Raw genomic sequence first — 26,311 nt, forward strand, 5'->3', positions numbered from 1 at the left:
TCTTGGGGTATGATGGCTTAATAAATTTATAACAGAAAAAAACATTGAATAAAAAAAATAATATTAAAATTATGCAGCAAGGTGCTGAAAATAGTCTGGACTTTAGTAGCATAACTGACCCTTATGCTCAGCGTGAAGCTGAGAAATATGCACAGCCCATACCTAGTCGGGAGTTGATCTTACAACTGCTGGAAAAAGGTGGTCGGCCTGTAGGGCGCAGGCAGATTGCAGAGGCTTTTGCACTGGAATCAGACGACCAGTTAGAAGCTTTACGCAGGCGGCTAAGAGCAATGGAGCGCGACGGGCAGTTATTATTTAATCGTCGTCAGCAATATTGCCTGGTGGATAATCATGATCTGATTCCTGGTCGAATCTTAAGCTATGCCGATGGCTTCGGATTTTTAAGGCCTGATGATGCGGGTGAAGATTTATTTTTATCCCCTAGGGAAATGAATCGGGTGCTGCATAATGACCGTGCTTTAGTACGGGTCTCCGGGGTCGATAGAAAAGGGCGTAGAGAAGGCAAGATAGTTGAAGTGCTGGAACGTAATACTCAGCAAGTTGTCGGGCGTTTTATAAAAGAACACGGCGTACAATTTGTGCAGCCGGATAATAAAAAGATCACGCAAAATATACTGATTCCTAAAGGCAAGGGCGGTGGTGCAAAAAAAGGCCAAATGGTCGTTGCAACGATTATTGAGCAGCCAACATCAAGAAGCCAGCCTATCGGCAAGATTAGCGAGGTGCTGGGTGCACATATGGCGCCTGGAATGGAAATCGATATTGCAATACGCAGTTATGATTTACCTAGTGTCTGGCCGGATGACGTGGTTGAGCAAATTAAGCCATTTGCTAAAGTGGTTTCAGAGGATGCCAAGCAAGGCAGGGTTGATTTACGCGATGTCCCGTTAGTGACTATCGATGGTGCTGATGCGCGAGACTTTGATGATGCAGTATTTTGTAGTAAAACGACCAAGGGTTGGAAGCTTCTGGTTGCTATTGCCGATGTATCACATTATGTACAGCCTGGCAGTGCGCTGGATATAGAGGCACGCAAACGCAGCACCTCGGTGTATTTTCCTGAACAGGTAATCCCAATGCTGCCTGAGGTGTTATCCAATGGCTTATGTTCGATAAATCCGGATGAGGATCGCCTGAGCATGGTCTGCGAGATGCTCATTAATGAGCAAGGGCAAGTGACTCGCGCCAGGTTTTTTGATGCTGTTATGTGCTCGCATGCGCGGTTAACCTACGACAAGGTGTCCGCAATGCTGGAGCATAATCACACTAAATTACGTAAAAAATATAGCGCTGTTTTGCCCCACTTAGAGGAAATGTATGCCTTATATAAGGCCATGCGTGGACAACGTGAAATTCGTGGTGCAATGGACTTTGACACACAGGAAACGCAGATTGTTTTTGGTGCAGACCGAAAGATAGAAAAAATTATTCCGGTGCAGCGTAATGATGCGCATAAATTGATTGAAGAGTTTATGATTGCTGCCAATAGCGCTGCTGCACGCTACTTGAATCGGAAAAAAATGCCGCGCCTGTTGCGCATCCATGAAGGGCCATCAGAAGAAAAAATTCGCAGCTTAAAAATCTTTCTAGGTGAAGTTGGTTTGCATATGGGGGGCGGAGATAAGCCGACACCAGTTGACTATATGCATTTGACCAGCAGTATCAAGGACAGGCCAGATGCGCACTTGATTCAAACCGTGCTTTTGCGCTCTATGTCGCAGGCGGTATATAGCCCGGAGAAAAAAGGCCATTTTGGTCTGGCACTGGATGCATACACGCACTTTACCTCACCGATACGCCGCTATCCTGACTTAATGGTGCACCGGGCTATTCGCCATTGCTTGCAAGGTAAATCACCGGAAAGTTTTTATTGTGGATTCCCCGAGATTGCGACTCTGGGTGAGCATTGTTCAGCAAATGAGCGGCGTGCGGATGAAGCAACACGAGATGTGGTTAGCTGGCTGAAATGCGAATATATGCAGGATAAAATTGGCGAGTCATTTGCTGGTGTTATATCTGCGGTGACCAGTTTCGGTTTTTTTGTCGAGCTATCAGATCTTTATGTGGAAGGACTGGTGCATGTGACGTCTCTAAGGCAGGACTTTTTTAAATTTGACCCAACCAGTCACCAACTAAAAGGGGAGCGTACCGGGGTACGTTATCGGTTGGGCGATAGTGTTAATGTGACGGTTGCCAGCGTCAATCTGGATGATAAGAAAATTGACTTTGACCTGGTAGGTGTGCAGGGTAGAGGTAGTTTGTCAGCGGCCAACAAGAAACCTAAAAAATCCAAATATAAAAAGAGCAAAAGCAAAGCCAGAGCGCGTAAAAAGGTAGCTAAATGAGTGTAGCTAAAATATTTGGCGTACACGCAGCACAGGCAACACTGGATTATGCGCCTACAAAGATCAAGCAAGCCTGGGTAGACCAAAATCGCAAGGATGAGCGTCTACTCTCTTTGCTGAAGGGCTTGCAAAAACATAATATAAGAGCGGAAAAAGCAGACCGTAAGAAGCTGGATAACTTGTCCAAGGGCAGTAATAATCAAGGGATTGTGTTAGAGGTTGAAATGCCCGCGATGCGCTCCGAGAGTGATTTAAATGCAGTAGTAGAAAGCAATAAACAAGTTCCTTTCTGGTTGATTCTTGACCATGTGCAGGATCCACAAAATCTGGGCGCTTGCTTAAGAACGGCAGATGCAGCTGGTGTACAAGGTGTGATTGTAACTAAAGATCAGGCGGTAGGGATAACACCGACGGTATGCAAGGTGGCGAGTGGCGCGGCGGAAACCGTGCCAGTCTACCAGGTGACTAATTTAAGCCGCACTCTAGGTTGGTTGAAGGAGCAGGGCATCTGGATTGCTGGCGCTGCAGGGGAAGCTGAAAAAACGATTTACGAAATGGATGTTAATATGCCGCTGGCTTTGGTGATGGGCGCAGAAGAAAGGGGTATGCGCCGATTGACTCGGGAGCAGTGTGATTTTTTAGTGAAAATTCCTATGCAAGGTAGTGTAGAAAGCTTGAATGTTTCAGTTGCTGCAGGTGTATTGATTTATGAGATTTTTAGACAAAGATTGGGAGCGTAGTGGTGGGCATTTTTGATCAGTTAAGAGTGCAGACAGACGCTGAAAATCATGGAAACGGAGCTTAGCGAAGTGGTGATTTTTAGTCCCTGATAGGCGACAGGGCAATTCGCTGATTCGACGTGTGCTAGCAGCACGCGAGAGGAGCAAGAATTGCATTCCGAATAGCCGTCCAGCCAGTGAGGAAGTAATGACGAAGCGGCTTTTGTGCGTAGTCGTTGCGGACGCAGGGCGTTCAGGGCATCTCCCATCCGCTGCGTAGGTGAGCGAATTATGGCGACAGGAGTCCCGGAATTTCGTGAGGTAGCATGGCGCGCCTGCCAGAAGAAGTATTCTGAACAAAAAGAGGTAGATCAGCAGCAAATACAGGCGCAACGCTATAAAAATGAAATTTTGCCTAAAATGCAGGAGATATTTGCCTATATGCAGGAACTAGTGAAATACTTAAATTATCTTGAAGTGCCGGTGTTGGTATAGCACTATAGTTCGCGCTATCCTGATCTAGGTACCCTGATGCAAAAGGATTACAGGATTAGCACGGATGACTTTGGCGGCCTGGCTGATATAGAAAAAATAAGACATATCGATATAACTTTTTACTGTGCAGGAGAGGGGACGTTTGAGTATATCGTACGTACCAAGGTGGATATTGAGCATGAAATCTCTTTTTTTCATGCCAAGCGGCTGGCTTCTAGTACGAAGAGAGTTCCCGGACATAGGCAAAATGATGCACTTAAGTTCCAGGTATTACGTAAAATACCGGTGCGCTTTCGCTTTGAAGTAGACTATGAAAATTCACTGATCAAGGTGATGATTAATAACTACAGCCATTTTTCAGTGTATACTGAGTCCTGGGAAGCAGATGCTATTGATCATGATTTTCTAGATATGGTGAAGCGCTATTTGCTGCGTAAAGACTCTGAATTTATTAAACCCGATATTACCGATAGTGCGCGTAAGTCTTTGCGTAAAAAGCTGGCAGCGATCAAGAAATCCGAGCAAGGCTTTTGGTGAGTGAATATTTCACACCAAACATTAAGTTACCGGCTTTGCCGGTGTGATGCAAATAGGTACTGCCGTTTCCAGGCGCGCCATGCTACCTCACGAAATTCCGGGACTCCTGTCGCCATAATTCGTTCACCTACGCAGCGGATGGGAGATGCCCTGAACGCCCTGCGTCCGCAACGACTACGCACAAAAGCCGCTTCGTCATTACTACCTCACTGGCTGGACGGCTATTCGGAATGCAATTCTTGCTCCTCTCGCGTGCTGCTAGCACACGTCGAATCAGCGAATTGCCCTGTCGCCTATCAGGGACTAAAAATCACCACTTCGCTAAGCTCCGTTTCCATGATTTTCAGCGAGCGCACATAGTGTTTCGAGAAGTTGCTAAATCAGACAAAACTCACCACGAAGATCATGAAGAAAAAGAAAACAAACTTCGTGTCCTTCATGATCTTCGTGATGAAAATATAAGTCAAAAAGTCTCGTTCACAAGTATTGCGCTCCCGATTCCTGATAGAAAAATAAACCTAATAAATCCTGAACGACTGCTGAATCTGTTCGAATTCATACAGATAGGGTTTTGCAACTTCGTGGTTCGCGGCGATAATCACTAGATCATGGGAGAACACTGACGTGTTATACCAGTTAAAACTACCGTCGATCACTATATAATCATCAATAATACAATATTTGGAGTGGATCGGAGAATAAGGTACTGCGTGGTCGTCCTGCCCATATACCAGCCCTACATGCACGCCAGAATTTCTTAAGCGCTCAATAACCGGTAATAGCGGTCGATTGAGTTCTTCTTCCATGCTACGTTCGATACCAATTTTACCTTGTCTGGCCAAATGTCCATTGAACAGGATATGCACATACACGCCCCGGTTCTTCGCATTAATTAACGCGCATATTACACTGTCATTGTAATTACCTAGTAGTTCACCGATCAGAAACAAGCTAATTTTGATGGAATGGTGAGCACGGTTGATTTCAGCCAGAATAGCATGATGCGGCAGATAGTTTTCACCGCTCTGCATATGATGTCTGCCAAAGGTATACAGTAAATTAAACTGGCTGAAAGGATCGATACCATAGCCTTGAATGACGCCGCCACGCTGGCTCTGAAAAATATTATCCAGCAGTCGGCACATGCCCTGGGAGTGAAAGGTCATGCCGGATTCCCAGTTGGCCCACCAGCGGTCAAAGGTAATATTAAACGATCCGAGGATGCAATCTTCATCATTAAAAATAATGAATTTAGTATGCATATCGGGCTCGACTTCAATTAAATGGTGATCCGGACTGCAGATTACGCCAATCAATTCGACACCTGCGCGTTTTAAGCGCGCATAGTTGTCGCTGTTAGTCATGGTCATTTTGCGCCAGTCTACGATGCACTGCACAAACACGCCCTGTTCGCTGGCATAAATCAGGTGGCTGGCAAAGTCGGCGTCATCGATACAATCGACACTGACTTTAATAGTGCAAAATTTGTCCTGAAATTCGTGTTTATTATGAATAACTTTGTCGATCAGGTCATGGATATAACGCTTGGGATGATACGGATGATTTGGCTGTCCTTTGGTAAATTTAGGTACCAGGTGCAGTGATTCAAAATGGTGATTGATCCAGTCTACATCGGATTGCAATTCATGCTCCTGTAATTCATAAGTGCGGTAGTGGTTCTGGGTGGAATGCAGGCCGTTTATTTCTCGGTATTGCGGGGTATCGGCATCGGGATGTAATTGCCCCCAGTCCATAAAAATATACTCTTTCTCTGAAGCGATCGAGCGCTCATCTTTATGGATAAGAAAGGAGAACTTGACGCAATTGATCACGCCAAAAGAATTGGAATAAGGATGGATATAAAAATCCCGGGTGCGCCGTCTGTGATGATTCCATTTAATATCATAGGCATCGGTATCGACCACATAGGTTTCGCAAATATTATGCTGACGATAGACTTTAAGGATGGCTTTCAGGTTAACCTGCTCGCCATGATACATTTCAAAGTCAATCTTCCCCCAGCGCAGAAAGAACTGATGGTTAAAATCATTAACGCGTGCAAATGATCCGCCCAGCTCACCATGAACTGGTTTGGCAAAGTGCTCAGCTATTTGTTGCATACCATTTCCTTTTTATTTTTATTAAAGGGATTCAAATGTCATTAAGTAACCACAATGATCGGAGACACGGCCATAATCTTCATCTGTAAAAATGACTCTCGCGGAGGTGGGGCGTAACTGACTTTTCTTATGCATGAAAATATAGTCAATCCGGTAATCATCTGCAAGCAGGTCTTGCCAGTGCGCATCGCGTACCTTGAATATTTTATCAAACACGCCCTGTTTATTCACCGCCAAATATTGGTCTTCGTATTCCTTCGATGCAACCACTTGTTGATAGCCATTTGAACCTGCGGTAATATTAAAATCACCGCATAATAAGGTCGCCTTGATATCATTAGTGTTAGTGTTAGTGTTAGTGTTAGCCGCCCATTCACGTAGCCGGTGAAATTGCTCCTGAAAGCCGCCTTCCAGCCAGCTTAAATGCACAGAAAAAACTGTGATAAAACCTATATAGGGTACGGAGACACGAGCAGTGACTACCTTTCTGGAATTAATGTCGTAGATATCCTGGCTGTCAGATACATAGCCAGAGTCCTGATTTGATAAGGGATAGCGACTTAATATTGCCACCCCCTCGCGGTATTTGTCAAAGCCTAGGTGTGACCAGTCGTGATGCAGGTGATATGGCTGTGGTAGGCGTTCATTAATGATTCTGGCAGAATTAGATTCCCAATCGCCCTGGCCATCATTCCAGTTCTCCGCCACTTCTTGCAGACAGACGATATCCACTTCTAGTTCGTGAATAGTGTTGGCAATGGTAGTCAATTTAGCATCCTGATTTTCTTCCTGATAGCAATGCAAGTTTAAGATTAATACCTTGAGTTGCTCGCGCTGAAAGGAATAATTATGCCCTTTATTGTTATCCCAGATTATTTCCTGGCTATTTTCACAGCCAATGGCATATTTTATTTTATATAATTCTGCATGATGGATTTTTCCAATCCAGATTTGCGTACCATATTGGTTAGGGTTGCGCGCATTACTGTGGAATGCTTTATTCCAATACGTGCGCTGCAGTTCACATACCGTTTCCCGGGTGGTTTTCCAGTCATTGGTGGTCCAGTGTATGGTGACTTTTTTTGCAGCAAAAGACTGGTCGACAGCGGCAGTGAGTGTAATGGTTTGCTGCCCAGCTTGTAACTGGTTGCTAAAAGCGGCATTTTGCAGCACCTGCCTATCAGTTAATTGAATGCCGGAATCCGCATCGCTGGTGAAATTATGGCCGTGATTATTGAGTATAAATTCGTTATCAGCCGCCCGGTAACGTATATTAAACTCAATATTTCCTGGCAGAGACTGTTTTTCAGTCAGGTTTAAGCTAATGCTTGCGCGCCAGTACTCCTGGTCATTACCCCGTATGCTGTGAAAATGCGCAGCTAATTCCTGCCAGTTCTTGTCTTCTCCCGCCCAAAAAATATCTACCTGCTTGTTATAGTCGATATTTTCCAGCGCCAGGAAGAAGGTTAATTGTTGTTGTACCTGCTTAGCTTTGCGAACAATGACATTTTCCACATAGAGCAATTGGATTTTATTCATGCTTAACGGTACTCCTTACTAGTCATTGTTGTTAACGGCATTACTTTGTCCTTTTGGGCAGATAATAATTGTGGAAATCAAGCTCGGGGAAAACATCATCTAAAATTTCCAGGGCAGTTAAATTACGCTCATCAATTGCATTATTACGAATACTATCACGTAAGTAATTAAATCTCGCTAAATGGTCAGTGATTCGCTTTGTGGCATATTCAACAGTGGTGCCAGTTTGCATAATAAATGGCCAGTCCGATGCTTGTGCCAGTAATAGCGAACGTGCCGCCTGATTTAAGGTTCTTGCTTGCAAAGGACTGGTCTTGACCTTGTGAAAAACTGTTGCTAGTTGCTCCATATCTGCCCCAGCTTTATGTAATAAAGGGTAGATCCAGTCATTGGTTTCATTAATCCAGAAGCTCGAATATCCCTGGTCACCCCAGGTAGACGCAGAGGGCGTTGCTTGCTGATGAGCTGGAATCTGCTGTAAATAATCAGTGCAGCTAGTCGTTGTTATCCGGTTGCTATCTTCATCCGCAAAACGCAATACCCATTCCAGCCAGTGCGGCCCTTCAAACCACCAGTGGCCGAATAACTCTGCATCGTAGGGTGATACAATTACTGGTGGGCGGTCCATAGCCGGACTTATCCTGTTGATCTGCAACTGGCTCTTGCTGATGAAGTCGTGGGCATGTAATTGGGCTTTATGCAGTGCCTGTCTGGGCTGGTATATTTCCTTAGGCAGGTCTGCGCCGGTGACCCGGTGATATTTAATCCCGGTATTGATGCGGATATGCCCATCCAGGATATGCGGGGCAATATAATCCATATCCAGATCGAAACCGATATCACTATAATATTCACGATAATCATAGTCGCCCGGATAGCCTTCATGAGAGCTCCAGACTTGACGTGATGATTCTGGGTCGCGGGCAAATGCCATTACATTATTGCCACAATCTAGCGGTGCGTAGACGCTATTTCGAGGTGGTATGCTGGCATTCTCGATGCCATGGGAATCAACAAAAAAATAATCAATGCCTGCATTTTTCAGGTGCTTTTCCAGCCCCGGGTAATAACCGCACTCGGGTAACCAGAAGCCTTTAGGGGGAAGGCCAAGATGCGCTATAAAGGTTTCTACGCCTGTATTGATTTGATTACGCACAGCGGCTTCGCTCTTATTAAGTAAAGGTAAAAATCCGTGGGTGGCTGCGCAGGAGATTAATTCCAGATTGCCAGTGGCATTAAACTGCTTAAAAGCAGTTAATAAATTACAGTCGTACTGGTTTGCAAAAATATCTCGCGTATCCAGGTAAAATCGGCGGTATAAGCGGGCTAGCTTTTGATATTCAGGCGTATTTTTGCTGCGTACAATTTCTTTCTCAGCCAGTGCCAGGCGGTTATCAATATAGCTGAGGTAGCGCGACTGCAACAAAGGGTCACTGAGCATTAAAATAAGTGGCGGTGACAGCGACAGGGTTAATCTATAGTTAACGCGATCCTGGCGCAAGCGTGTTAGCGAACGAATAAGCGGCACATAACATTCGGTAATCGCCTCAAAAAGCCAGATTTCCTCGAAAAAACTGTCGTATTCCGGGTGACGCACAAACGGCAAGTGCGCATGCAGAATGATGCTGAGAAAGCCTCTTTCCATGTGCACTAGGATAAACGACCGTGACCAGATGTATTTTTCTGATTATTGCTGATATTTGTCGAGCGAGTTTGTGGCTTGCCAGCTTGCATAGGCTCAGTTGATCGCTGCAATATTGCATCAGCTTCAATGTCGAAGAGAGGCTGATGAACTTTTAAATCGTATCCGTAGCCTTTAAAGTTCTGCAAAATCAATGTTTCGGAATAAGGCTCTGCCGGGGGAGGCATAACGATAGTGAGCTTGTCCGGTAATTGTTCTGTTACCAGAGTAGGGGCATTATTTTCTAGGTAGTCTAGCGGTAACTGGCATGGAACCTGTGATTGATCTGTAGCAAAGATTGCTTGCTGTTGTGTATCGGTTTGCGGCATATTCACAAGGTCATTGGCAATGTTTTCAGTTGCCGGGTGCTCACGTGGTACATGAATGGTGTCGGATGAGGCTAAAGGGCTAAAACTATGATCAGCATTGATCTCGCCAATAACTGCGGAATAGGCAGATGCGGCGAGCGGCAAGTGAATTTTCTGTTGTTTTTGCAAGCCTTCAACCGTAATGTCAAAGCTTAATTTGATATTCTCGGGATCTGTGTCAGATTCAGTCAAAGAATAAATTCTCAGGGCTAGGGGCTTGTCTACATGCTCTATGGTCTGGTCCGTTTCATGCTGTTTTAAATTCCAGTAGGCATACAAATTAACCGGGTCAACCGGCATTAACACGAGTTCTGGTTGATGGTGAGAGTCGTATGGCGCATATTCCTGAGTGATTTTCTCGCTAATATCTAGCAAGCTTTGTTGTGATAGTTTGCAGTGAGGGTCGTGTTTTGATTGCCAAAGCTTCATTTTTAAATAAACTAGTATGCGAGCGCTTGATTATATTTTACTAAACTACTGTGTACAACACTGAAGAAGGTTTGCTGTTACTCGATGTTCAAGTTTTTCCATCCCATTGCCATCAAACTCTTACCTTCACCCAGCACAACAATACTTTAATGATGCTGTTGGCCCTAAGCGACCTAAATCTCTGCCAATCATATGTTTTCCTGATGGCATCAGTTGAAACACATCCTTTATTAATTCACCTAACTCTTTCAGCTTATCACCAGGATCTGGAAACTCTAGCAATGACGTGATGAACTCAAGCAGTACATCCATTTGAGACTTGCGCTGTAAGCTTCCTAGGGTATACGCAGGTAGTTTGCTTTCAATGCGGGCTATTTGCTCTGGGTGAAGGAGAAGGCAATGGTCAAACAAAAGACTCAAAATCAGGCCACGGCTTGATCCCTCTTCATCTAATTGTTTGGCCTCACGCCCCCATCCTTCATAAAGCTTCCAGTCCTCAAAGAAAACCTCAATCAGCCATCTCAACGTATAGGCTTGAATAATATCTTGTGTGCGCCAAGTCAGGTCTGTCGCCACTAAATAGCGATAGTAGTTTTCACCGTCATATTTTAAGGCAATGACAAAGCGTTTTTTACTGTGAGAACTCACCTTTAATCGTGCACTGCTGACAGTCACTTTAATCTCTTTGCCGCCACGTACACGTATTATCTGATCAATGCCTTTGTTAATCGAATTAAAGTAGCTCTCGACTGACCTTATTCTACCTCTATATTCAATATTTTGGTTTTTACGTAATTGGCTAATCACCTGCGAGCCTCCAGATTCTTTAGCGGCTTCGTCCATAAAGGCTTTTTCACCATACAGCGCATCAGCCAGTACGCCTTTAATTTTAATCAGGCTATGCGCAACTTTAAACTCTTTTAATAAGCCTAATGCAATCTCTGTTTTGGTCGGGTAGGCACTGTCACGTTCAGGCTTAATAGGCCGATCTTTTTTTGCTATACCGCTCTTTTTCAACCGTTTATCTTCTTTATCCCACTGCTTTAAGGCTGGATCCGGCATATAAAAGAAAAAACCGACAGGCACTGTAATGGATGAGGTAACTAGCAGCAATAATACTATCGTTTGTCCATTAACATACCCGCCGGAGCCTTTGTGTTTCTGCTTGTAAACTTTATAAATACGTTTTGTAGACTTAGATCGTGCTCGGTCTGATTCATCAAAGGCCAACACACCTTCAGTAATGCCATAACGTTTTAAAATTAAGACCACACTCACCCGTAGCAACCAGTCCCAGGGTATACTTGCTTTACGAAACACCCAGGATAATGCGGCTACTTTGCAATCTCCAAGGCTTGCTCGCTCAAACTTAGCCCAGCAAACAGAGTTCATTAGCAGTATGCCCGTTAAACAAGTGCCCAACCAAGCGGCTTGAATCCGTGTCAAAGCGGCTCCGGGTTTTAGCTGATTGAGCGCATCATTTAAATCGTCAATATAGCTTTGGATAAAGGTGGCTGGGGCATTCATTAACATGGGCTTACACCGATAAAATTACAACAACCTCAGAATACCTGATTTTACCTTCTCAATATCAAAAACTTGAACATCGAGTGTTAGTTTTAATAGAGGTGTCCTTAATAACTGAAGTTTCCCAATAATTATTTATGGTAAAATTGAAACTATGCTACAACTATATGAAAAAAATAGTCTTTTCATTCGTTTCAAATGCTATTGCCTAAGGGGAATTAAGTAGGGGTTTGCTATAAACATGGCAAAACTACCTAAAATAAACCTCGATACACCAGCATTGTGTATTTCAGCTACTCAATAATTGGGAAACTTCAGCTTAATAAAAGATGTTGTTGGTATGTGTGGCGCGCTATGTACAGTACGTGTAAATTAGCTTGGGCGCTAAAGATTATACAAGTTACCTATAGACTTTCAGAAAATTAATTTCCGAACAAACAAAAACGACAGAGGGGAAACTGGCTTATAATTTTCGTCCCAACACTAACGGAAACAGTCAAAAATGGTATCCCTCACTTTTTCAAAGTCAATTGTAGACCGACTAAAAAAAATATGGCGACAGCTCTCAAGCTAAGTAATATTTGTTTATATCGATTAACTCAAGCTTTACTCTGGTTCAGTGAATGCATGGGAATCAAAGAAATAGCACGCCTAATGGGAGTCTGTGAAAAAACCATTATAAATTGGCTGAAAACATTCATGCATAAAGGTGTCGGTTGGTTAATAGGGCAACACTATCAAGGACGTGGTCGGAAGTCAAAGTTAACTAAAGACCAGAAAAATAGATTGGTTGAGTTGATAAAGAAAGGCCCAGAAGACAATGGATTTCATTGTGGAATATGGAATACTGCGATGATTGCCGAGCTTATTTGGTTAAAATTTGAAGTTCGTTATAACTTGAACTATTTATCAAGCCTAATGAAAAAACTGGGCTTCAGTTATCAAAAAGCTCGTTTTGTGACTGATCGCCAAGAAGAAGAAAAGTACGAGCTTGAAAGAAAAACGTGGCTGGAAGAAACATTGCCTGCCATTATGGAAAAGGCGGTAGAAGAAAAGAGTGTCGTTTTATTCGGTGATGAGGTGTCATTTGCTATGTGGGGTTCATTGGCACGAACCTGGGCTCCAATAGGAGAGCAACCCACAGTGAAAACATCAGGGATTCGAAAAGGGTTGAAAATGTTTGGTACGATCGAACTCGAAGGAGGGAGTTTTCAATACCGAGAATCATTGGCTTATGAGATAAAACCAAAGTCACTTAGACTTTTAAAAGAAGCTGGGCTGCCTCAAGAATTTTTAGCTATTCTTAAAAGCTTAAAAAATGAGAAATATCCAACACAGAAGCTTTTTATGGAAGCGATATATTCTATTGCCGACAACGTCTTAATCGAGAGTTATAAGCCAATGATATTACAACACGCTGAAACATCTGGGCGTTTTAATGGTGAAAGCTATGTTGAGTTTTTAACACAATTGCTGGCTTATTATAAAGGCAAGATTATTCTAATTGAAGATGGTGCCCCGTATCATGGAAGCGGTGTTATTAAGGAATTTAAGTTAGCTAATGTAGATCGTTTGACAGTAGAACGTCTCCCTGCGTTCTCGCCGGATTTTAATCCGATTGAGAAATTATGGAAAAATACGAAACGCGATTCGACTCATATGAAGTATTTTAAAACTTTTGAAGATCTTCATGATTCAGTTGTGCAAACTTTTAACACTTATATGCATGATGCCAGTAAAGTGATTTGTGTTATGCAAAAATTGCGGAAAGATTTCGTTGTTACCGCCTAAGTTTAAGCGCTCCAAATTTGGAAATTATTTATCTGAGAAACTATAGGTGTATGCAAGTGGTGGTATAAAGGCGTGGATGTTATCTATATCACTTTTTCAAATATTGATGCGGATATAAATGAAGTACCAGTGCCTTTACTTGTAAACCTGAAAAATAATTTGCTTATAAATTATAGGGTTATTGGGCAATGATGGCGGAATGTTGATGGCTGAATTATTATCTTTAATATGCCAGAAAGTCTTTACTGGCAACAGCTCGCATAATACCCTAAAAAACATATCATTTTTATTTAACATAATTATTTGACGAAAAAGCTATAACCGTGCATATACTGGGCAGCGCGCTTTCCTGGGAAGTGTGGGTTTACTATAAGAATAAAGAGGAATGAGTATGGAATTAATTACGACGAGTCTCGGCTTTGAAATGCTTTTGCGTTGGGGACATTTTATGGCGGGAATTACCTGGATAGGGTTACTGTATTATTTTAACTTCGTTCAAACTGAATATTTTAAAGAAGCAGAGCCTGCATCAAAGTCTGATGCGATACAAAAGTTAGTACCCAAGGCACTATTGTGGTTTCGCTGGGGTGCGATGTTTACTTTAATCACCGGCTTGGGAATCTTCGCTATACGGGGTGGCGGGATGTCTATGGATATTTATGTAGGCGCGTTACTCGGATTGTTTATGTTTTTAAATGTCTGGTTAATCATCTGGCCTAGTCAGCAAATTGTTATAGCTTCGGCTACACAAGTGGCGGAAGGCGGCGAAGCGTTGCCAGAAGCGGCAGGTGCATTGGCAACTGCAGGCCTGGCTTCAAGAACTAATACCTTATTTTCTATTCCAATGCTATTTTTCATGGGTGCGTCAGCGCATTATCCGCATAGTTTTAGCATATTGGCATTTATTGTTGCCGTTGTTGCTATCGTTGCACTAGAGTTTAATGGAGCATATCCTGCTATTAAGCATATAGAGGCATTCAAAAAACTGCCTGAAGGCGGCAATATGAAGCTTTACACTAGTGTTAATGGTGTTATCTATAGTGGTCTTGGCTTAACAGTTTTCTTATTTCTGATTTTAGACTTGTTATAAGTCATACAATGACGTTTGTGCGGTAGTTTGTACTTATGAGCTACCGCATAAATCGTCACCTAAATTTTTCTACACTGTTGCTAATTTGCCAATAGTTGCTTTAGCTCATCAATAAAAGACTGCTGTTGCTCAGGGCTGATCAGTTGCCTATCTTGCGTGGTCAGGGTAAACATATCTTCTGCACGGCTGCCGATAGTGGTGATCTTTGCATTCAACAGGTTAAAGTGATACTTGCGGAATAGCCGGCCTAATTTTGATAATAGCCCAGGGTGATCTGTAGTTACCAACTCTAAAGTATGATGGCGGTTTTGTGGATCTTGCCGAAAATGCGCTTTTGTTGCGATCGGGAAGTACTCGGCCTGGCGTGATGGGTGGTTTATGTTAAGCACTTGCCTGCTGGACTGTCCATGGAGTTGCTGGTTTACGGTGGCGCAAATATGTAGCTCCCGGCGTAGATCACTGATCGGCTCACCCGATTGCTCTAATACCTGAAAGCTATTCAGTGCGTATTGATTTTGCGTACTAATAATCCGTGCATCCAGAATGGTCAGACCAAGTTTGTCTAGCGCAGCTGTTGTGTTTGAGAATATATAGCCCTCCTGCTGGTCGCGTGCGTAGATAAAGATTTCGGCGCTACCACGCTGGTTTTGCGGGCGTAACAGTACCAGTGGCAAATCTTGTTCTGAACAGTTTTTAATGGCAATTGTATGCCAGATGATTTCATTGGAATAATAGCGCAGGAAGTAATCCGAGCTAATATGCTGCCATACTTTACCTATGCTGCTCTCCGATAGCCCTTTTCTGATCAGTTCTTTACGCGCTTCGGCTTTAGTTTCATTGATAGTGTCTTGCTGATTTATCGGGTTTTCCAGGCCGCGCCTCAAGGCATTGAGGGTTGCGGTATACAGCTCTTTCAGCAAGGAGTCTTTCCACGAAGTCCAGAGCTTTGGGTTGGTTGCCCGAATATCAGCGACGGTTAGCAGGTATAGGTAGTTCAGGTTTTCTGCTTTGCTAACTTTGGTCGAAAATTCATGGATGACTTCCGGATCGCTAAGGTCCTTGTGTTGGGCTGTGGAGGACATGATCAGGTGGTTTTTGACTAGCCAGCAAATCAGTAGGGTATCGTGCTCTGAAATATTATGATCTATGCAAAACTGCTCTGCTATCACCTGTCCTAGTTCAGAGTGATCGCCTTTTTTTCCCTTGGCTATATCATGAAATAAACCGGCGATATAAAGAATATGGGGCTTGGGAATTAACAGAAAAATATCATTGCAAAAAGGCAGTTCGTTATTATGTTTAGCCAGGGCAAAGCGACGCAGATTACGGATGACAAACATTGTATGTTCATCAACAGTATAGATATGAAATAAGTCGTATTGCATACGCGCGACTATGTTGGCAAAGCCTGGTAGGTAGGTAGGCAGTAATCCATAGCGATTCATGCGCCGTAACACGGTGGTAATCCCGCGTGGCTGATGCAGTATATTAATAAAAATCTGGCGATTTTCCGGGTCTTTACGGAAGTTGTCATCGATCAGATGCAGGTTACTTCTAATCAGCCGGATTGTGGTCGCTCTGATGCCTTTTAGAGATGGTATTTTTTGCAGCAGGATAAATATTTCTAAGAGTGCGTGCGGATGAGTTTGAAAGGTGGTTGCACTGCGCGCCGCAATATATCCGGCTATGCTGTCAAATCTTTGGTTGATGACCTTCGCCTGATACGCTTTGCCGTCGTGTGGTAGGCAGTATTCATTGAATAACTGCAACAGCATTTCATTCAAACGCTCCAGTTGCATGACTGTTTTAAAATAATGCTGCATAAATTGCTCTATGCCAGCGTTATTTTGCTGCTCGGTAAAGCCGAATAGCGAGGCTATATCCCGCTGGTAATCGAATAATAAGCGGTCTTCGCAGCGGTCAGTCAGTAAATGCAGAGCAAAGCGAATTTTCCATAATAATTCCTGTGCAGCATGCAGTTCCTCATACTCTGCTAGTGGGAGAAAATTGTGTTGAGTTAATTCGCTTAGGGTTTTGCAATGGTAGTGGTGCTTAAAAACCCAGCCTAAAATTTGCAGGTCGCGCAACCCCCCAGGACCTTCCTTTATATTAGGTTCTAGATTGTAGACGGTATTATGGTATTTGGTGTAACGTAATTGTTGTTCTGCAATTTTTGCATCATAAAAGTCTTTGGATGACCAGGGGCGAAGCTTTGTTAGCTGGGTGTTAAAGTCTGAGAGCAACTCAGCATTGCCTGCGAGATGTCGGGACTCCATCAGGTTAGTGAGTATAGTTTGATCGTCGCTACAGGCTTGAATGCACTCGGAGGTGCTACGCACGCTTAAGCCTAGCTTTAGGCCTATATCCCAGAGAAAAGTGCAGAGCTTGCTGAGTTGCTGCTTGTCTTGTTCCGGTGTCTGGTCGTGGAACAGCAGCAGAATATCAATATCGGAATGGGGGAACATCTCCTGGCGACCATATCCGCCAACAGCGATCAGGGCAAAATTTTCAGTATTCTGAGTGATAAAGCGATTCCATAGCATGCTCAGTGCTTTATCTACAAACAGTGACTTGGCGTGTAAAAAATCTAGTATCGGCTTGTCTGGTGAAAAAGTTTCTTTCAGATAGTTGTTGTGGTGCTTGATGGCCTGTTTGATTTGCCTGGCATTATTTAGGTTCTGCTGGTTAAAAGTATTCACTGTTCTTCTTTGCGTAAAGTCAGGATTTCATGTCCCGTAGGGGTGACCAGGATAGTATGTTCCCACTGTGCCGAGAGCGAGCGATCTTTGCTTACTGCAGTCCAGCCATCTTTTAATACTTTGATATGGCGCTTGCCAATATTGATCATAGGTTCAATGGTGAGAATCATGTTTTCTTGCAGGGCAATGCCGGTGCCTAGCTTACCATAATGTAAAACCTGAGGTTCTTCATGAAATTTTTTGCCTATGCCATGACCGCAAAACTCACGCACCACAGAATAACGATTTGATTCGGCATGTTTTTGTATGGCATAGCCTATGTCGCCCAATGTGCACCCAGGTTTGACTTGCTTTATTGCCAGCATTAAACATTCCTGAGTGATTTTGCACAGACGCTTGGCGTGTGGGGAAACTTCGCCCAGGTAAAACATTTTACTGGTATCGCCATGATATTCGTCTTTGAGTACAGTAATATCCACATTGACAATATCCCCCTTTTTTAACTTTTTATCATTAGGTATACCATGACAAATAGTATAATTGACGGAGGTACAAATTGACTTTGGAAAACCTCGATAATTCAGTGGTGCCGGAATCGCGTCCTGTTCATTAATGATGTAATCATGACAAAGTTGGTCAATTTCATTGGTCGTAATGCCCGGTACTATATAGGGTTCAATGAACTCCAGTACTTCTGAAGCCAGCTTACCAGCGAGGCGCATTTTTCCAATTTCAGCTGCTGTTTTAAGGGTGATGGTCATGGTTGTAAGCTTAATGAATGTAAGTGAGCAAGTATGTTAGCAGACTTTAGGGATGGTGGAGCTTTAACAGTTTTTTCGTTGTTGTAAAAAGATAAATATGATATAAAGGTAAGTTCATTAGTGTTTTGCGTGATTAGAAAGATAGTTGTGTGAAGCGCGTTAAAACTCACATCTATCGTCACAGTTGGTAGGGTGCCAGTTTTTTAAACTGGTTTCCAGCTGGGGTAGGTGGAGGCGTAACCCTTTCGGAGAAATTCCGAAAATTATTGGAGAAGAAAATGGCCGCAGTATCAATGCGTCAAATGTTAGAAGCGGGTGTTCATTTTGGACATCAGACTCGTTACTGGAACCCGCAAATGGCACCTTATATTTTTGGTGCACGCAGCAAAATTCATATCATTAACCTGGAAAAAACACTTCCGTTGTTTAATGATGCAATGAATTATGTTGGGCAAATGACAGCAAACAAAGGCAACATCCTGTTTGTTGGAACTAAAAAATCTGCACGTAAGGCAGTTGCCGAGCAAGCTGCTCGTTGTGGTATGCCGTACGTAAACCACCGTTGGTTAGGTGGTATGCTAACTAACTTTAAAACGATTAAAAAATCAATTGCTCGTTTAAAAGAACTGGAAGCAATGAAAGTCGATGGAACTATGCTGCAAAAATTTAGCAAAAAAGAGGCGCTAGGTATGGAGCGTGAACTTGAAAAGCTGGAGCGTAGCCTGGGTGGTATTAAAGATATGCGCGGTACACCGGATGCAATTTTTGTACTGGATGTTGGTTATGAAAAGAATGCACTAAGCGAAGCGAGAAGATTAGGTATCCCGGTTATTGGTGTTGTTGATACTAATAACTCACCTGATGGAGTTGATTATATTATTCCTGGTAATGATGATTCAATTCGTGCCGTTAAGCTGTATACGGAAAGCATTGCAACTGCTATTTTAGAAGCGAAAGCAGCAAGACTCGATGTCTCTGCTAAAGCGGATGAATTTGTAGAACAAGTAGCGGACGCTGAATAAAACAGTTTGCAACAATCCGCAACTGAACAGTTGCGGATTGCTTTGTTTTTTTGACGCCTCCATTTGGGGGCGTTTTTATAGAATTAGACCTGAGTCTGCTGGCGCGTGATGTCACTGAGGTAGGTTAAAGTATTTAAGGGTTAAGAGCATGAGTGTTACTGCGGCAATGGTTAAGGAACTGCGTCAAAGAACGGGTTCTGGCATGATGGAATGTAGAAGAGCATTGGTTGAAGCCAATGCTGATATGGAGTTGGCGATTGAAAACATGCGTAAAGCAGGTTTGGCAAAAGCAGATAAAAAATCGAGTCGTGTTGCTGCCGAAGGGCGCATAGCTGTCGCGCAAAGTGCAGATACTAAAAACGCGGTGATTATCGATGTGAATAGTGAAACTGATTTTGTTGCTAAAGGTGATGCTTTCAAAGAGTTTGCTAATGCAATTGCAGCCGCAATTCTGGTAGCAGATGTTAGCACGGTAGAAGAAGCCCAGGAACTCAAGCTTGCGGATGGTAAAAGCATAGATGAAACACGTCGCGGCTTAATTTCTACTTTGGGTGAGAATATCACTTTAAGACGCTTCCAAAAGGTGGCTAGCGAGGGCGGCACTGGTTTTTACCTGCATGGAGAGAAAATTGGCGTATTAGTAGAATTAGCCACAGCAGATGCGGAACTAGCTAAAGATGTTGCTATGCATATTGCTGCAAGTAAACCTATGTGTGTTGCTGAAGCTGATGTACCTGCAGAAACTGTGGAAAAAGAAAAAGCGATCTTTGTTGCGCAGGCTGAAGAAAGTGGCAAGCCGGCAGAAATTATTGAAAAAATGATTGGCGGTCGTATTCGTAAATTCCTGGCCGAAGTAACGCTGGAAGGTCAGGCATTTATTAAAGATGATAAAGTCACTGTGGGCAAACTGGTAAGTGGAAAAGGCAATAAAGTTCTAAGTTTTTATCGCTTTGAAGTGGGTGAAGGCATAGAAAAAGTGGAAGAAGATTTTGCTGCTGAGGTAATGGCGCAAGTTAGAGGCGGTTAATAACGCTTTAGATCTTCATTAAAGCAGCTGTGTTAAAGCATAGTAGTTAGCCAGCTGCTTTAAAAAACCGTAGAGATATACAGTATAGATAAATACAGGAGTGTTGCAGACATAGATTAAGGATAAATCTATGCGCTGCCGTTTATAGAAATACAGATTTAAAAAATTCTAATCATTAGCCAGAACAGGAGACATTGATGACTAAACTTATTTGCCAAAGAATCATGCTTAAATTAAGTGGCGAAGCGCTAATGAGCGAGAATGGCGGGAATATCGATGCTGCAATCTTAAAGCGCCTGGCGACAGAAATAAAAGACCTCTGTGATGCAGGTGTACAAGTTGGCTTAGTTATCGGTGGTGGAAATATATTACGCGGTGCAGAGCAGGAAACTGAAGGCCTGAACCGTGTTACTGCAGATCAAATGGGGATGCTGGCCACGGTGATGAATGCCTTGGCAATGCAGGACTCGCTGGAATTTTTAGGTCAGCCTGTCAGAGTGATGAGTGCGCTGCAAATCAATGAGGTTTGTGAAGATTATATCCGCAGAAAGGCGGTTAGGCATTTAGAAAGAGGGCGTGTAGTGATCTTTGCTGCAGGTACCGGGAACCCTTTTTTCACTACTGATTCGGCAGCCAGTTTGCGGGCAATAGAGATTGATGCGCAGCTGATGATAAAGGCGACCAAGGTGAAAGGCGTTTATTCGGCTGATCCAGAAAAAGTGGCGGATGCGGTTTTTTATCCGACACTCACTTATGATGAAGCATTAGATCAGCGCCTGAACGTTATGGACACAACGGCATTAGTGTTATGCAGGGATAATCATTTGCCCATGCGGGTGATGAATATTTTTGAATCAGGTGAAGTGATGCGCCTGATGCAAGGTGAAGAGATAGGCTCTCTGATAGAGCGAGGATAATAATAATGATTAGTGATATTCAACAAGACGCATCCAGCCGGATGGATAAGAGCATCGAAGCTCTGAAAAAAAGTTTTACTAAAATAAGAACAGGGCGCGCGCACCCCAGCTTGCTGGATCAGGTAGTGGTTTCTTATTATGGTGCGGATACACCTTTATCTCAGGTCGCGAATGTAACGGTTGATGATTCACGTACATTGGCGGTAACGCCCTGGGAAAAAAGTCTGATGCAAGCGATAGAAAAAGCGATTATGTCCTCGGATCTGGGTTTGAATCCGGTGACTAATGGCAATATTATTCGTGTGCCACTGCCGATGCTGACAGAGGAACGTCGACGAGACCTGGTTAAGGTTGTTAAAGCCGAAGCAGAAAATGGCCGCGTGTCGATTCGTAGCATCCGTCGTGATGCAAATACTGAAATTAAAGAAGCCTTAAAAGAAAAAATGGTATCTAAGGATGAAGCGCACTCAGGTGAAGAAAAAGTGCAGAAAATTACCGATGATTACATCAAGCAGGTAGAACGGCTTTTAGAGGAAAAAGAGGCGGATTTACTGTCGATATAAGGGACCTGATTATGCAAAATGAACCAGGCGATAAGGATAAGTCTCGCTACCCCAGACATATTGCCATTATTATGGATGGTAATGGTCGTTGGGCTCAGCAGCGCCATTTACCTCGGATTATGGGTCATCCAGCTGGGGTTAAAGCGGTTAAACGAGTGGTTCAGTTTTGTGCGGAACAGGAAATACAGGTACTCACCTTATTTGCATTTAGCAGTGAGAACTGGCGCCGCCCTAAAGATGAAGTTTCCAAGCTTATGAGTCTGTTTATGATGACCATGCAAAAGGAAGTCAATCGGCTGGATAAAAATAATATTCGCCTGCGCTTTATCGGAGAGCGTGCTGATTTTTCTGAGAAAATTCAGCAGAAAATGGCAGACAGTGAGCAGCAAACGGAAAATAATACCGGTCTAACGCTGGTTATAGCCGCAAATTATGGCGGGCATAGGGATATAACACTGGCGATGCAGGTAATTGCGCAACGGGTTAAAGAGGGAATTATTCAGCCAGAGGACATCGATGAAAGCATGATTGCCAATGCCTTATCTATTCCGGACTTACCTGACCCTGATTTATTCATTCGTTCGGGTGGTGAGGAACGCGTCAGTAATTTTCTATTATGGCAGCTGGCTTATACCGAATTTTATTTTACTTCCGAACTCTGGCCAGACTTCAAAGCGGAAACTATGCAGGCAGCGATCGATGATTTTCTCACTCGCGAGCGGCGCTTTGGCCGAACCAGCGAACAAGTGCAAAACCTGTCGAGCTAGTACAGCACTGTGTTAGACGGTTCAATAGATGTGTGTTGTATTTTAAATCATTAGCTTATGAAACTGAAGTTTCCCAATAATTATTTATGGTAAAATTGAAACTATGCTACAACTATATGAAAAAAACAGTCTTTTCATTCGTTTCAAATGCTATTGCCTAAGGGGAATTAAGTAGGGGTTTGCTATAAACATGGCAAAACCACCTAAAATAAACCTCGATACACCAGCATTGTGTATTTCAGCTACTCAATAATTGGGAAACTTCAGTTTACTGTTTACCTGTCTTTGTTATAACCCCTTTCAGAAAAAATAATAAAATATGTTACTTCAACGCATTATTACAGCTTCGATCCTGGCCCCCTTGGTGGCATTGGCTGTGTTTAAATTAGACCACCTTTATTTTTCAATCTTGTGGGCGGTGATTATGCTTATTGCCGCCTGGGAATGGGCAAACCTGGCAGAGGTTAAGTCATTCCTGGGAAAGCTTGCATTTTTATTTGCGCTGGTGTTGCCGATGTTATTTCTGCACTTCTGGACTTATGTCCTGGAAATCATCACCCAGTTAACGGATTATCCTGAAATTAGAAATTATTCAGGAATAATAGAGTCGTTGATGATTCCTATTGTGCTGTTCTGGTTCTGGATGATGCTTAAAATCCGCAAATCTGGTGCTGAATTATTAGAAATGCAATTAAGCAAGGGTAAGAAGTTATTTATTGGTGGCTTTGTCTTAGTGTCGGCATGGTTCTTTTTAACCCGGCTAATGATATTAGAAGAGCCACCGATGACGATGTATTTATTTTTATTAATCTGGGCGGCTGATGTAGCTGCTTATTTTGCAGGTAAAAAATTTGGTATTACCAAGTTAGCAATTGAAATAAGCCCGGGCAAAACTGTGGAAGGCATGTATGGCGCGATAGCTTCGGCTATAGTCATGGGTTTATGCTTTACCCTGTATTTCAATTTTTCTGCATTAACCATAATCGATTTTATTCTGTTGTCGGTGATTACCGTTATGGTTTCTATCTATGGAGATTTGTTTTTCAGTGCGGCAAAACGTATCCGGGGGGTCAAAGACAGTGGCTCTATATTGCCGGGACACGGTGGCATTCTGGACCGACTAGATAGCTTTATTGCGGCAATCCCGGTGTTTTATGCCGGAGTTTGGTTTATTAGATGGATGTACTCATGAAGGGCATATGTATATTAGGAGCAACGGGCTCTATCGGTGTTAGTACTTTAGATGTTGTTAAGCGTCATGATGACCAATATCGGGTCGTTGTACTTACGGCAAATACTAATATTTATGCTTTATTTAACCAGTGTATGGAATTTAAGCCTGACTATGCGGTGGTGGTTAACGAGGCAAAAGGCGAAGAATTTAAAGCCCAGATAGTCGGTACTAAAATTGCTGATATGACTGTGTTGATTGGTGCAGAGGCGCTGGTCACAGTGGCGACTCTGGACTCAGTTGACTCGGTGATGGCGGCGATAGTCGGTGCGGCCGGGCTGCTCTCTGCTTTAGCTGCGGCACAAGCGGGAAAAACAGTATTATTGGCTAATAAAGAGTCGCTGGTGATGTCGGGTGATATTTTTATGCAGGCAATTAAAGACGCAGGTGCAGTATTATTACCGATTGATAGCGAACATAACGCCATCTTTCAATGCATGCCTGCTAATTATACAGCCGGGCATGATGCGCCGACAGCCAGACGTATTTTGCTCACTGCATCGGGTGGCCCGTTTAGAACAACGCCGTTAAAAGACTTGTCTAAAGTCACGGTGGCGCAGGCTGTTGCGCATCCCAAATGGGATATGGGCAGAAAGATTTCAGTTGATTCTGCGACCATGATGAATAAAGGTCTGGAATTAATCGAAGCCTGTCTACTATTTAATATGCGTCCAGAGAAAATCCAGGTGGTAATTCATCCGCAAAGCATTATTCACTCAATGGTGGATTATGTCGATGGCAGTGTGCTGGCGCAAATGGGTAATCCAGATATGCGCATTCCGATTGCCCATGCGATGGCATGGCCGGAACGCTTTGATTCTGGCGTTGCACCGCTTGATATCTTTTCAGTTCAGCGGATGGATTTTGAACCTGCTAATTTAAAGCGCTTTCCATGCCTGCGTCTGGCGATGGAAGCCATTTCAGCAGGGGGTATTATGCCGACTGTTTTAAATGCTGCGAATGAGGTTGCTGTAGAAGCCTTTTTAAATGAGCAAATACGCTTTACAGATATTCCCGTGGTGATTGAGCGCAGCATGAATGAATTCACAGCAACTCAGGCCGACACCCTGGAGCATATTCTTGAAGCAGATAAACAAGCGCGTGAACAGGCGCAGCAAGTAATTAAGGCCTTGGTCGTTTAATGGAAACCTTCAACGCCCTGTTTTACTTTATAGTCGCGATCGGTTTGCTGGTTGCAATTCATGAATTTGGCCATTTTTGGGTGGCGAAAAAAACTGGGGTAAAAGTACTGCGCTTTTCAATCGGCTTCGGCAAGGTTATCTGGAAATACCAGAAAGATAGCGGCTCTACAGAATATGTATTATCAGCAATCCCGCTGGGTGGCTATGTGAAAATGGTTGATGAGCGTGAAGGCGATGTTTCTGCCGAGGATTTGCCTTATGCATTTACCCAGAAACCCCTGTGGGCTCGAACAGCGATAGTGGCGGCTGGTCCCGTATTCAACTTGTTACTGGCCGTTGTTCTGTATTGGGCTGTTTTTATGATCGGCGATACAGGAATACGCCCGCTAGTCGGTAAAGTGGAGCCGAGTACATTAATTGCACAGGCTGGTTTTATTGAAGGCGAAGAGATCGTTGCGGTGAATAATATCAAGACCAAAACCTGGCGAGAAACGAACGAAACTATTTTGTCTTCGGCGATGGACGCAGAAGATGGCTTGCCGGTAGAAGTAAAAACCGCAGATGGTACTTTATTAACACGCACATTATTTATTCACGTTGAAGACAGTCAGCAACCCGAGCACTTATTTAAAAAACTGGGCTTAACAGCCTGGCAGCCTGCTATTTTTCCGGTGATAGGTCGAGTGATTGAAAACAGCGTTGCTGTCGAGGCTGGATTGCAGCCGGGTGACTTGATTATGAGTGCGGATGGCATTGAATTTACTGAATGGATGGTCTGGGTGGATTATGTGCAAACTCATGCTGGGCAGCTTATGGATATCCTGATCGAGCGTGATGGTCAGATATTGGCGATTAAGCTAACACCGGACAGTGTGATCGAGAATGAAAAGATTATCGGTAAAATTGGGGTCGGAGTACAGGTTCCAGAAGGCTTGCGCGAGTCATTAATGGTTGAATACTCCCTGCCGCCTTTGACTGCGCTTAAAGCAGCAGTGGAGCGCACCTGGTATTATTCTGGCGCCACCTTGAAAATGATGGGCTATATGTTTGTTGGCAAAGCATCAGTTGAAAACCTGAGTGGACCGATTAGCATTGCAAATTACGCAGGAAAGTCAGCAGAAATGGGGCTGGTATCATTTTTAAAATTCTTGGCGATAGTCAGCATTAGTCTAGGAATTCTCAATTTATTACCGATTCCGGTGTTAGATGGCGGGCATTTATTAATGTTTGCTATAGAAGCAATCAAAGGTAGTCCGGTGTCTGATGCTGTGCAAATATTCTTTCAGCAAATTGGTATGACAGCATTGCTAGCATTGATGGCTTTGGCAATGTTTTTAGATATAGAGCGTTTATTTCAGTAATGAACAACACATTAAGAGCGTGCGTGAAATAACTTAGGCAACTTGGAAACGGGGTCTTTAGCCCCGTAGCTTGGTGCGGGGCTAAAGACCCGTTTCCATAAATAGTTGTAGATTTTTATCCATGCACATTCCTTAAAGTCTTGTTCTTAAATTCTATGG

24 protein-coding genes are annotated in these 26,311 nt (G+C 43.4%); 15 read left to right on the plus strand and 9 right to left on the minus strand.

The genetic code is table 11. From position 1 onward, the window contains the following. Nucleotides 1-71: 71 nt before the first annotated feature. Entirely contained in the window at nt 72-2,366 is a 2,295-nt protein-coding gene (rnr, locus tag K6984_RS04460; RefSeq protein WP_221894481.1) for a ribonuclease R, read from the plus strand. Continuing rightward, nucleotides 2,363-3,106 (plus strand): 23S rRNA (guanosine(2251)-2'-O)-methyltransferase RlmB, encoded by a 744-nt coding sequence (gene rlmB, locus K6984_RS04465; RefSeq protein ID WP_221894394.1) that lies wholly within the window; start codon nt 2,363-2,365, stop codon nt 3,104-3,106. Before rnr ends, rlmB begins: the two co-directional genes overlap by 4 nt. Nucleotides 3,107-3,126: 20 nt before the next feature. On the opposite strand, the gene K6984_RS04470 is transcribed toward rlmB, so the two are convergent. Further along, nucleotides 3,127-3,354 (minus strand): hypothetical protein, encoded by a 228-nt coding sequence (locus tag K6984_RS04470; protein WP_221894395.1) that lies wholly within the window; start codon nt 3,352-3,354, stop codon nt 3,127-3,129. Here K6984_RS04470 and K6984_RS04475 point away from each other — a divergent pair. Together K6984_RS04475 and K6984_RS04480 are read left to right on the plus strand one after the other, a co-directional pair. Beyond that, nucleotides 3,311-3,580: a hypothetical protein gene (locus K6984_RS04475; RefSeq protein ID WP_221894396.1), complete on the plus strand. Its 270-nt coding sequence runs from the start codon at nt 3,311-3,313 to the stop codon at nt 3,578-3,580. The two genes, K6984_RS04470 and K6984_RS04475, sit on opposite strands and share 44 nt — an antisense overlap. A 36-nt stretch (nt 3,581-3,616) precedes the next feature. Further along, nucleotides 3,617-4,117 carry a hypothetical protein gene (locus K6984_RS04480; RefSeq protein WP_221894397.1) on the plus strand — a complete coding sequence of 167 codons (501 nt, stop codon included), beginning with the start codon at nt 3,617-3,619 and terminating at the stop codon, nt 4,115-4,117. 26 nt (nt 4,118-4,143) lie between these two features. On the opposite strand, the gene K6984_RS04485 is transcribed toward K6984_RS04480, so the two are convergent. After that, a complete protein-coding gene (locus K6984_RS04485; protein WP_221894398.1) occupies nt 4,144-4,299 on the minus strand; it encodes a hypothetical protein in 156 nt (51 codons plus the stop codon). On the opposite strand from K6984_RS04485, the gene K6984_RS04490 reads away from it, so the two are divergent. Next, nucleotides 4,256-4,477: a hypothetical protein gene (locus K6984_RS04490; protein ID WP_221894399.1), complete on the plus strand. Its 222-nt coding sequence runs from the start codon at nt 4,256-4,258 to the stop codon at nt 4,475-4,477. The two genes, K6984_RS04485 and K6984_RS04490, sit on opposite strands and share 44 nt — an antisense overlap. Before the next feature lie 158 nt (nt 4,478-4,635). On the opposite strand, the gene K6984_RS04495 is transcribed toward K6984_RS04490, so the two are convergent. The 5 genes from K6984_RS04495 to K6984_RS04515 form a co-directional block, all read right to left on the minus strand. Then, nucleotides 4,636-6,237 carry a phospholipase D-like domain-containing protein gene (locus K6984_RS04495; RefSeq protein ID WP_221894400.1) on the minus strand — a complete coding sequence of 534 codons (1,602 nt, stop codon included), beginning with the start codon at nt 6,235-6,237 and terminating at the stop codon, nt 4,636-4,638. A gap of 21 nt (nt 6,238-6,258) precedes the next feature. Next, the gene (locus tag K6984_RS04500; protein WP_221894401.1) at nt 6,259-7,776 is read right to left on the minus strand and encodes an endonuclease/exonuclease/phosphatase family protein; all 1,518 of its coding nucleotides are present in this window, start codon (nt 7,774-7,776) and stop codon (nt 6,259-6,261) included. A gap of 40 nt (nt 7,777-7,816) precedes the next feature. Further along, nucleotides 7,817-9,421 (minus strand): glycoside hydrolase family 57 protein, encoded by a 1,605-nt coding sequence (locus K6984_RS04505; protein ID WP_221894482.1) that lies wholly within the window; start codon nt 9,419-9,421, stop codon nt 7,817-7,819. A 5-nt stretch (nt 9,422-9,426) separates the two neighbouring features. Further along, nucleotides 9,427-10,200 (minus strand): DUF4912 domain-containing protein, encoded by a 774-nt coding sequence (locus K6984_RS04510; RefSeq protein WP_221894402.1) that lies wholly within the window; start codon nt 10,198-10,200, stop codon nt 9,427-9,429. A gap of 180 nt (nt 10,201-10,380) precedes the next feature. Then, nucleotides 10,381-11,787: a transposase gene (locus K6984_RS04515; RefSeq protein ID WP_221894403.1), complete on the minus strand. Its 1,407-nt coding sequence runs from the start codon at nt 11,785-11,787 to the stop codon at nt 10,381-10,383. Nucleotides 11,788-12,333: 546 nt separating this feature from the next. Here K6984_RS04515 and K6984_RS04520 point away from each other — a divergent pair. Further along, a complete protein-coding gene (locus tag K6984_RS04520; RefSeq protein WP_221894404.1) occupies nt 12,334-13,572 on the plus strand; it encodes an IS630 family transposase in 1,239 nt (412 codons plus the stop codon). A gap of 391 nt (nt 13,573-13,963) precedes the next feature. Beyond that, a complete protein-coding gene (locus tag K6984_RS04525; RefSeq protein ID WP_221894483.1) occupies nt 13,964-14,662 on the plus strand; it encodes a urate hydroxylase PuuD in 699 nt (232 codons plus the stop codon). An 80-nt stretch (nt 14,663-14,742) separates the two neighbouring features. Here the strand turns inward: K6984_RS04525 and glnD are convergent, their stop codons facing one another. Together glnD and map are read right to left on the minus strand one after the other, a co-directional pair. After that, nucleotides 14,743-17,361, minus strand: coding sequence for a [protein-PII] uridylyltransferase (glnD, locus tag K6984_RS04530; protein WP_221894405.1), 2,619 nt, complete (start codon nt 17,359-17,361; stop codon nt 14,743-14,745). Beyond that, nucleotides 17,358-18,122, minus strand: a complete 765-nt coding sequence (gene map / locus K6984_RS04535) for a type I methionyl aminopeptidase (RefSeq protein ID WP_221894406.1) — start codon at nt 18,120-18,122, stop codon at nt 17,358-17,360. Before map ends, glnD begins: the two co-directional genes overlap by 4 nt. A gap of 278 nt (nt 18,123-18,400) precedes the next feature. On the opposite strand from map, the gene rpsB reads away from it, so the two are divergent. The 8 genes from rpsB to rseP all read left to right on the plus strand — a co-directional run bounded on the left by rpsB (nt 18,401) and on the right by rseP (nt 26,152). Continuing rightward, on the plus strand, nt 18,401-19,144 hold the full coding sequence (rpsB, locus tag K6984_RS04540) for a 30S ribosomal protein S2 (protein WP_221894407.1): 744 nt from the start codon (nt 18,401-18,403) through the stop codon (nt 19,142-19,144). Nucleotides 19,145-19,292: 148 nt separating this feature from the next. Then, nucleotides 19,293-20,171 carry a translation elongation factor Ts gene (gene tsf, locus K6984_RS04545; RefSeq protein ID WP_221894408.1) on the plus strand — a complete coding sequence of 293 codons (879 nt, stop codon included), beginning with the start codon at nt 19,293-19,295 and terminating at the stop codon, nt 20,169-20,171. Between the two features lie 197 nt (nt 20,172-20,368). Then, a complete protein-coding gene (gene pyrH / locus K6984_RS04550) occupies nt 20,369-21,088 on the plus strand; it encodes a UMP kinase (protein WP_221894484.1) in 720 nt (239 codons plus the stop codon). A gap of 5 nt (nt 21,089-21,093) precedes the next feature. Further along, a complete protein-coding gene (frr, locus tag K6984_RS04555) occupies nt 21,094-21,651 on the plus strand; it encodes a ribosome recycling factor (protein ID WP_221894409.1) in 558 nt (185 codons plus the stop codon). 11 nt (nt 21,652-21,662) lie between these two features. Next, nucleotides 21,663-22,418 carry an isoprenyl transferase gene (locus K6984_RS04560; RefSeq protein WP_221894410.1) on the plus strand — a complete coding sequence of 252 codons (756 nt, stop codon included), beginning with the start codon at nt 21,663-21,665 and terminating at the stop codon, nt 22,416-22,418. 319 nt (nt 22,419-22,737) lie between these two features. Beyond that, nucleotides 22,738-23,610 carry a phosphatidate cytidylyltransferase gene (locus K6984_RS04565; protein WP_221894411.1) on the plus strand — a complete coding sequence of 291 codons (873 nt, stop codon included), beginning with the start codon at nt 22,738-22,740 and terminating at the stop codon, nt 23,608-23,610. After that, complete coding sequence (ispC, locus tag K6984_RS04570; protein ID WP_221894485.1) at nt 23,607-24,791, plus strand: 1-deoxy-D-xylulose-5-phosphate reductoisomerase; 1,185 nt, start codon at nt 23,607-23,609, stop codon at nt 24,789-24,791. Before K6984_RS04565 ends, ispC begins: the two co-directional genes overlap by 4 nt. After that, on the plus strand, nt 24,791-26,152 hold the full coding sequence (gene rseP, locus K6984_RS04575; protein ID WP_221894412.1) for an RIP metalloprotease RseP: 1,362 nt from the start codon (nt 24,791-24,793) through the stop codon (nt 26,150-26,152). Before ispC ends, rseP begins: the two co-directional genes overlap by 1 nt. Nucleotides 26,153-26,311 lie beyond the last annotated feature (159 nt).

The organism is Bathymodiolus japonicus methanotrophic gill symbiont, assembly GCF_019721995.1.
Classification (GTDB): Bacteria; Pseudomonadota; Gammaproteobacteria; order Methylococcales; family Methylomonadaceae; genus Methyloprofundus.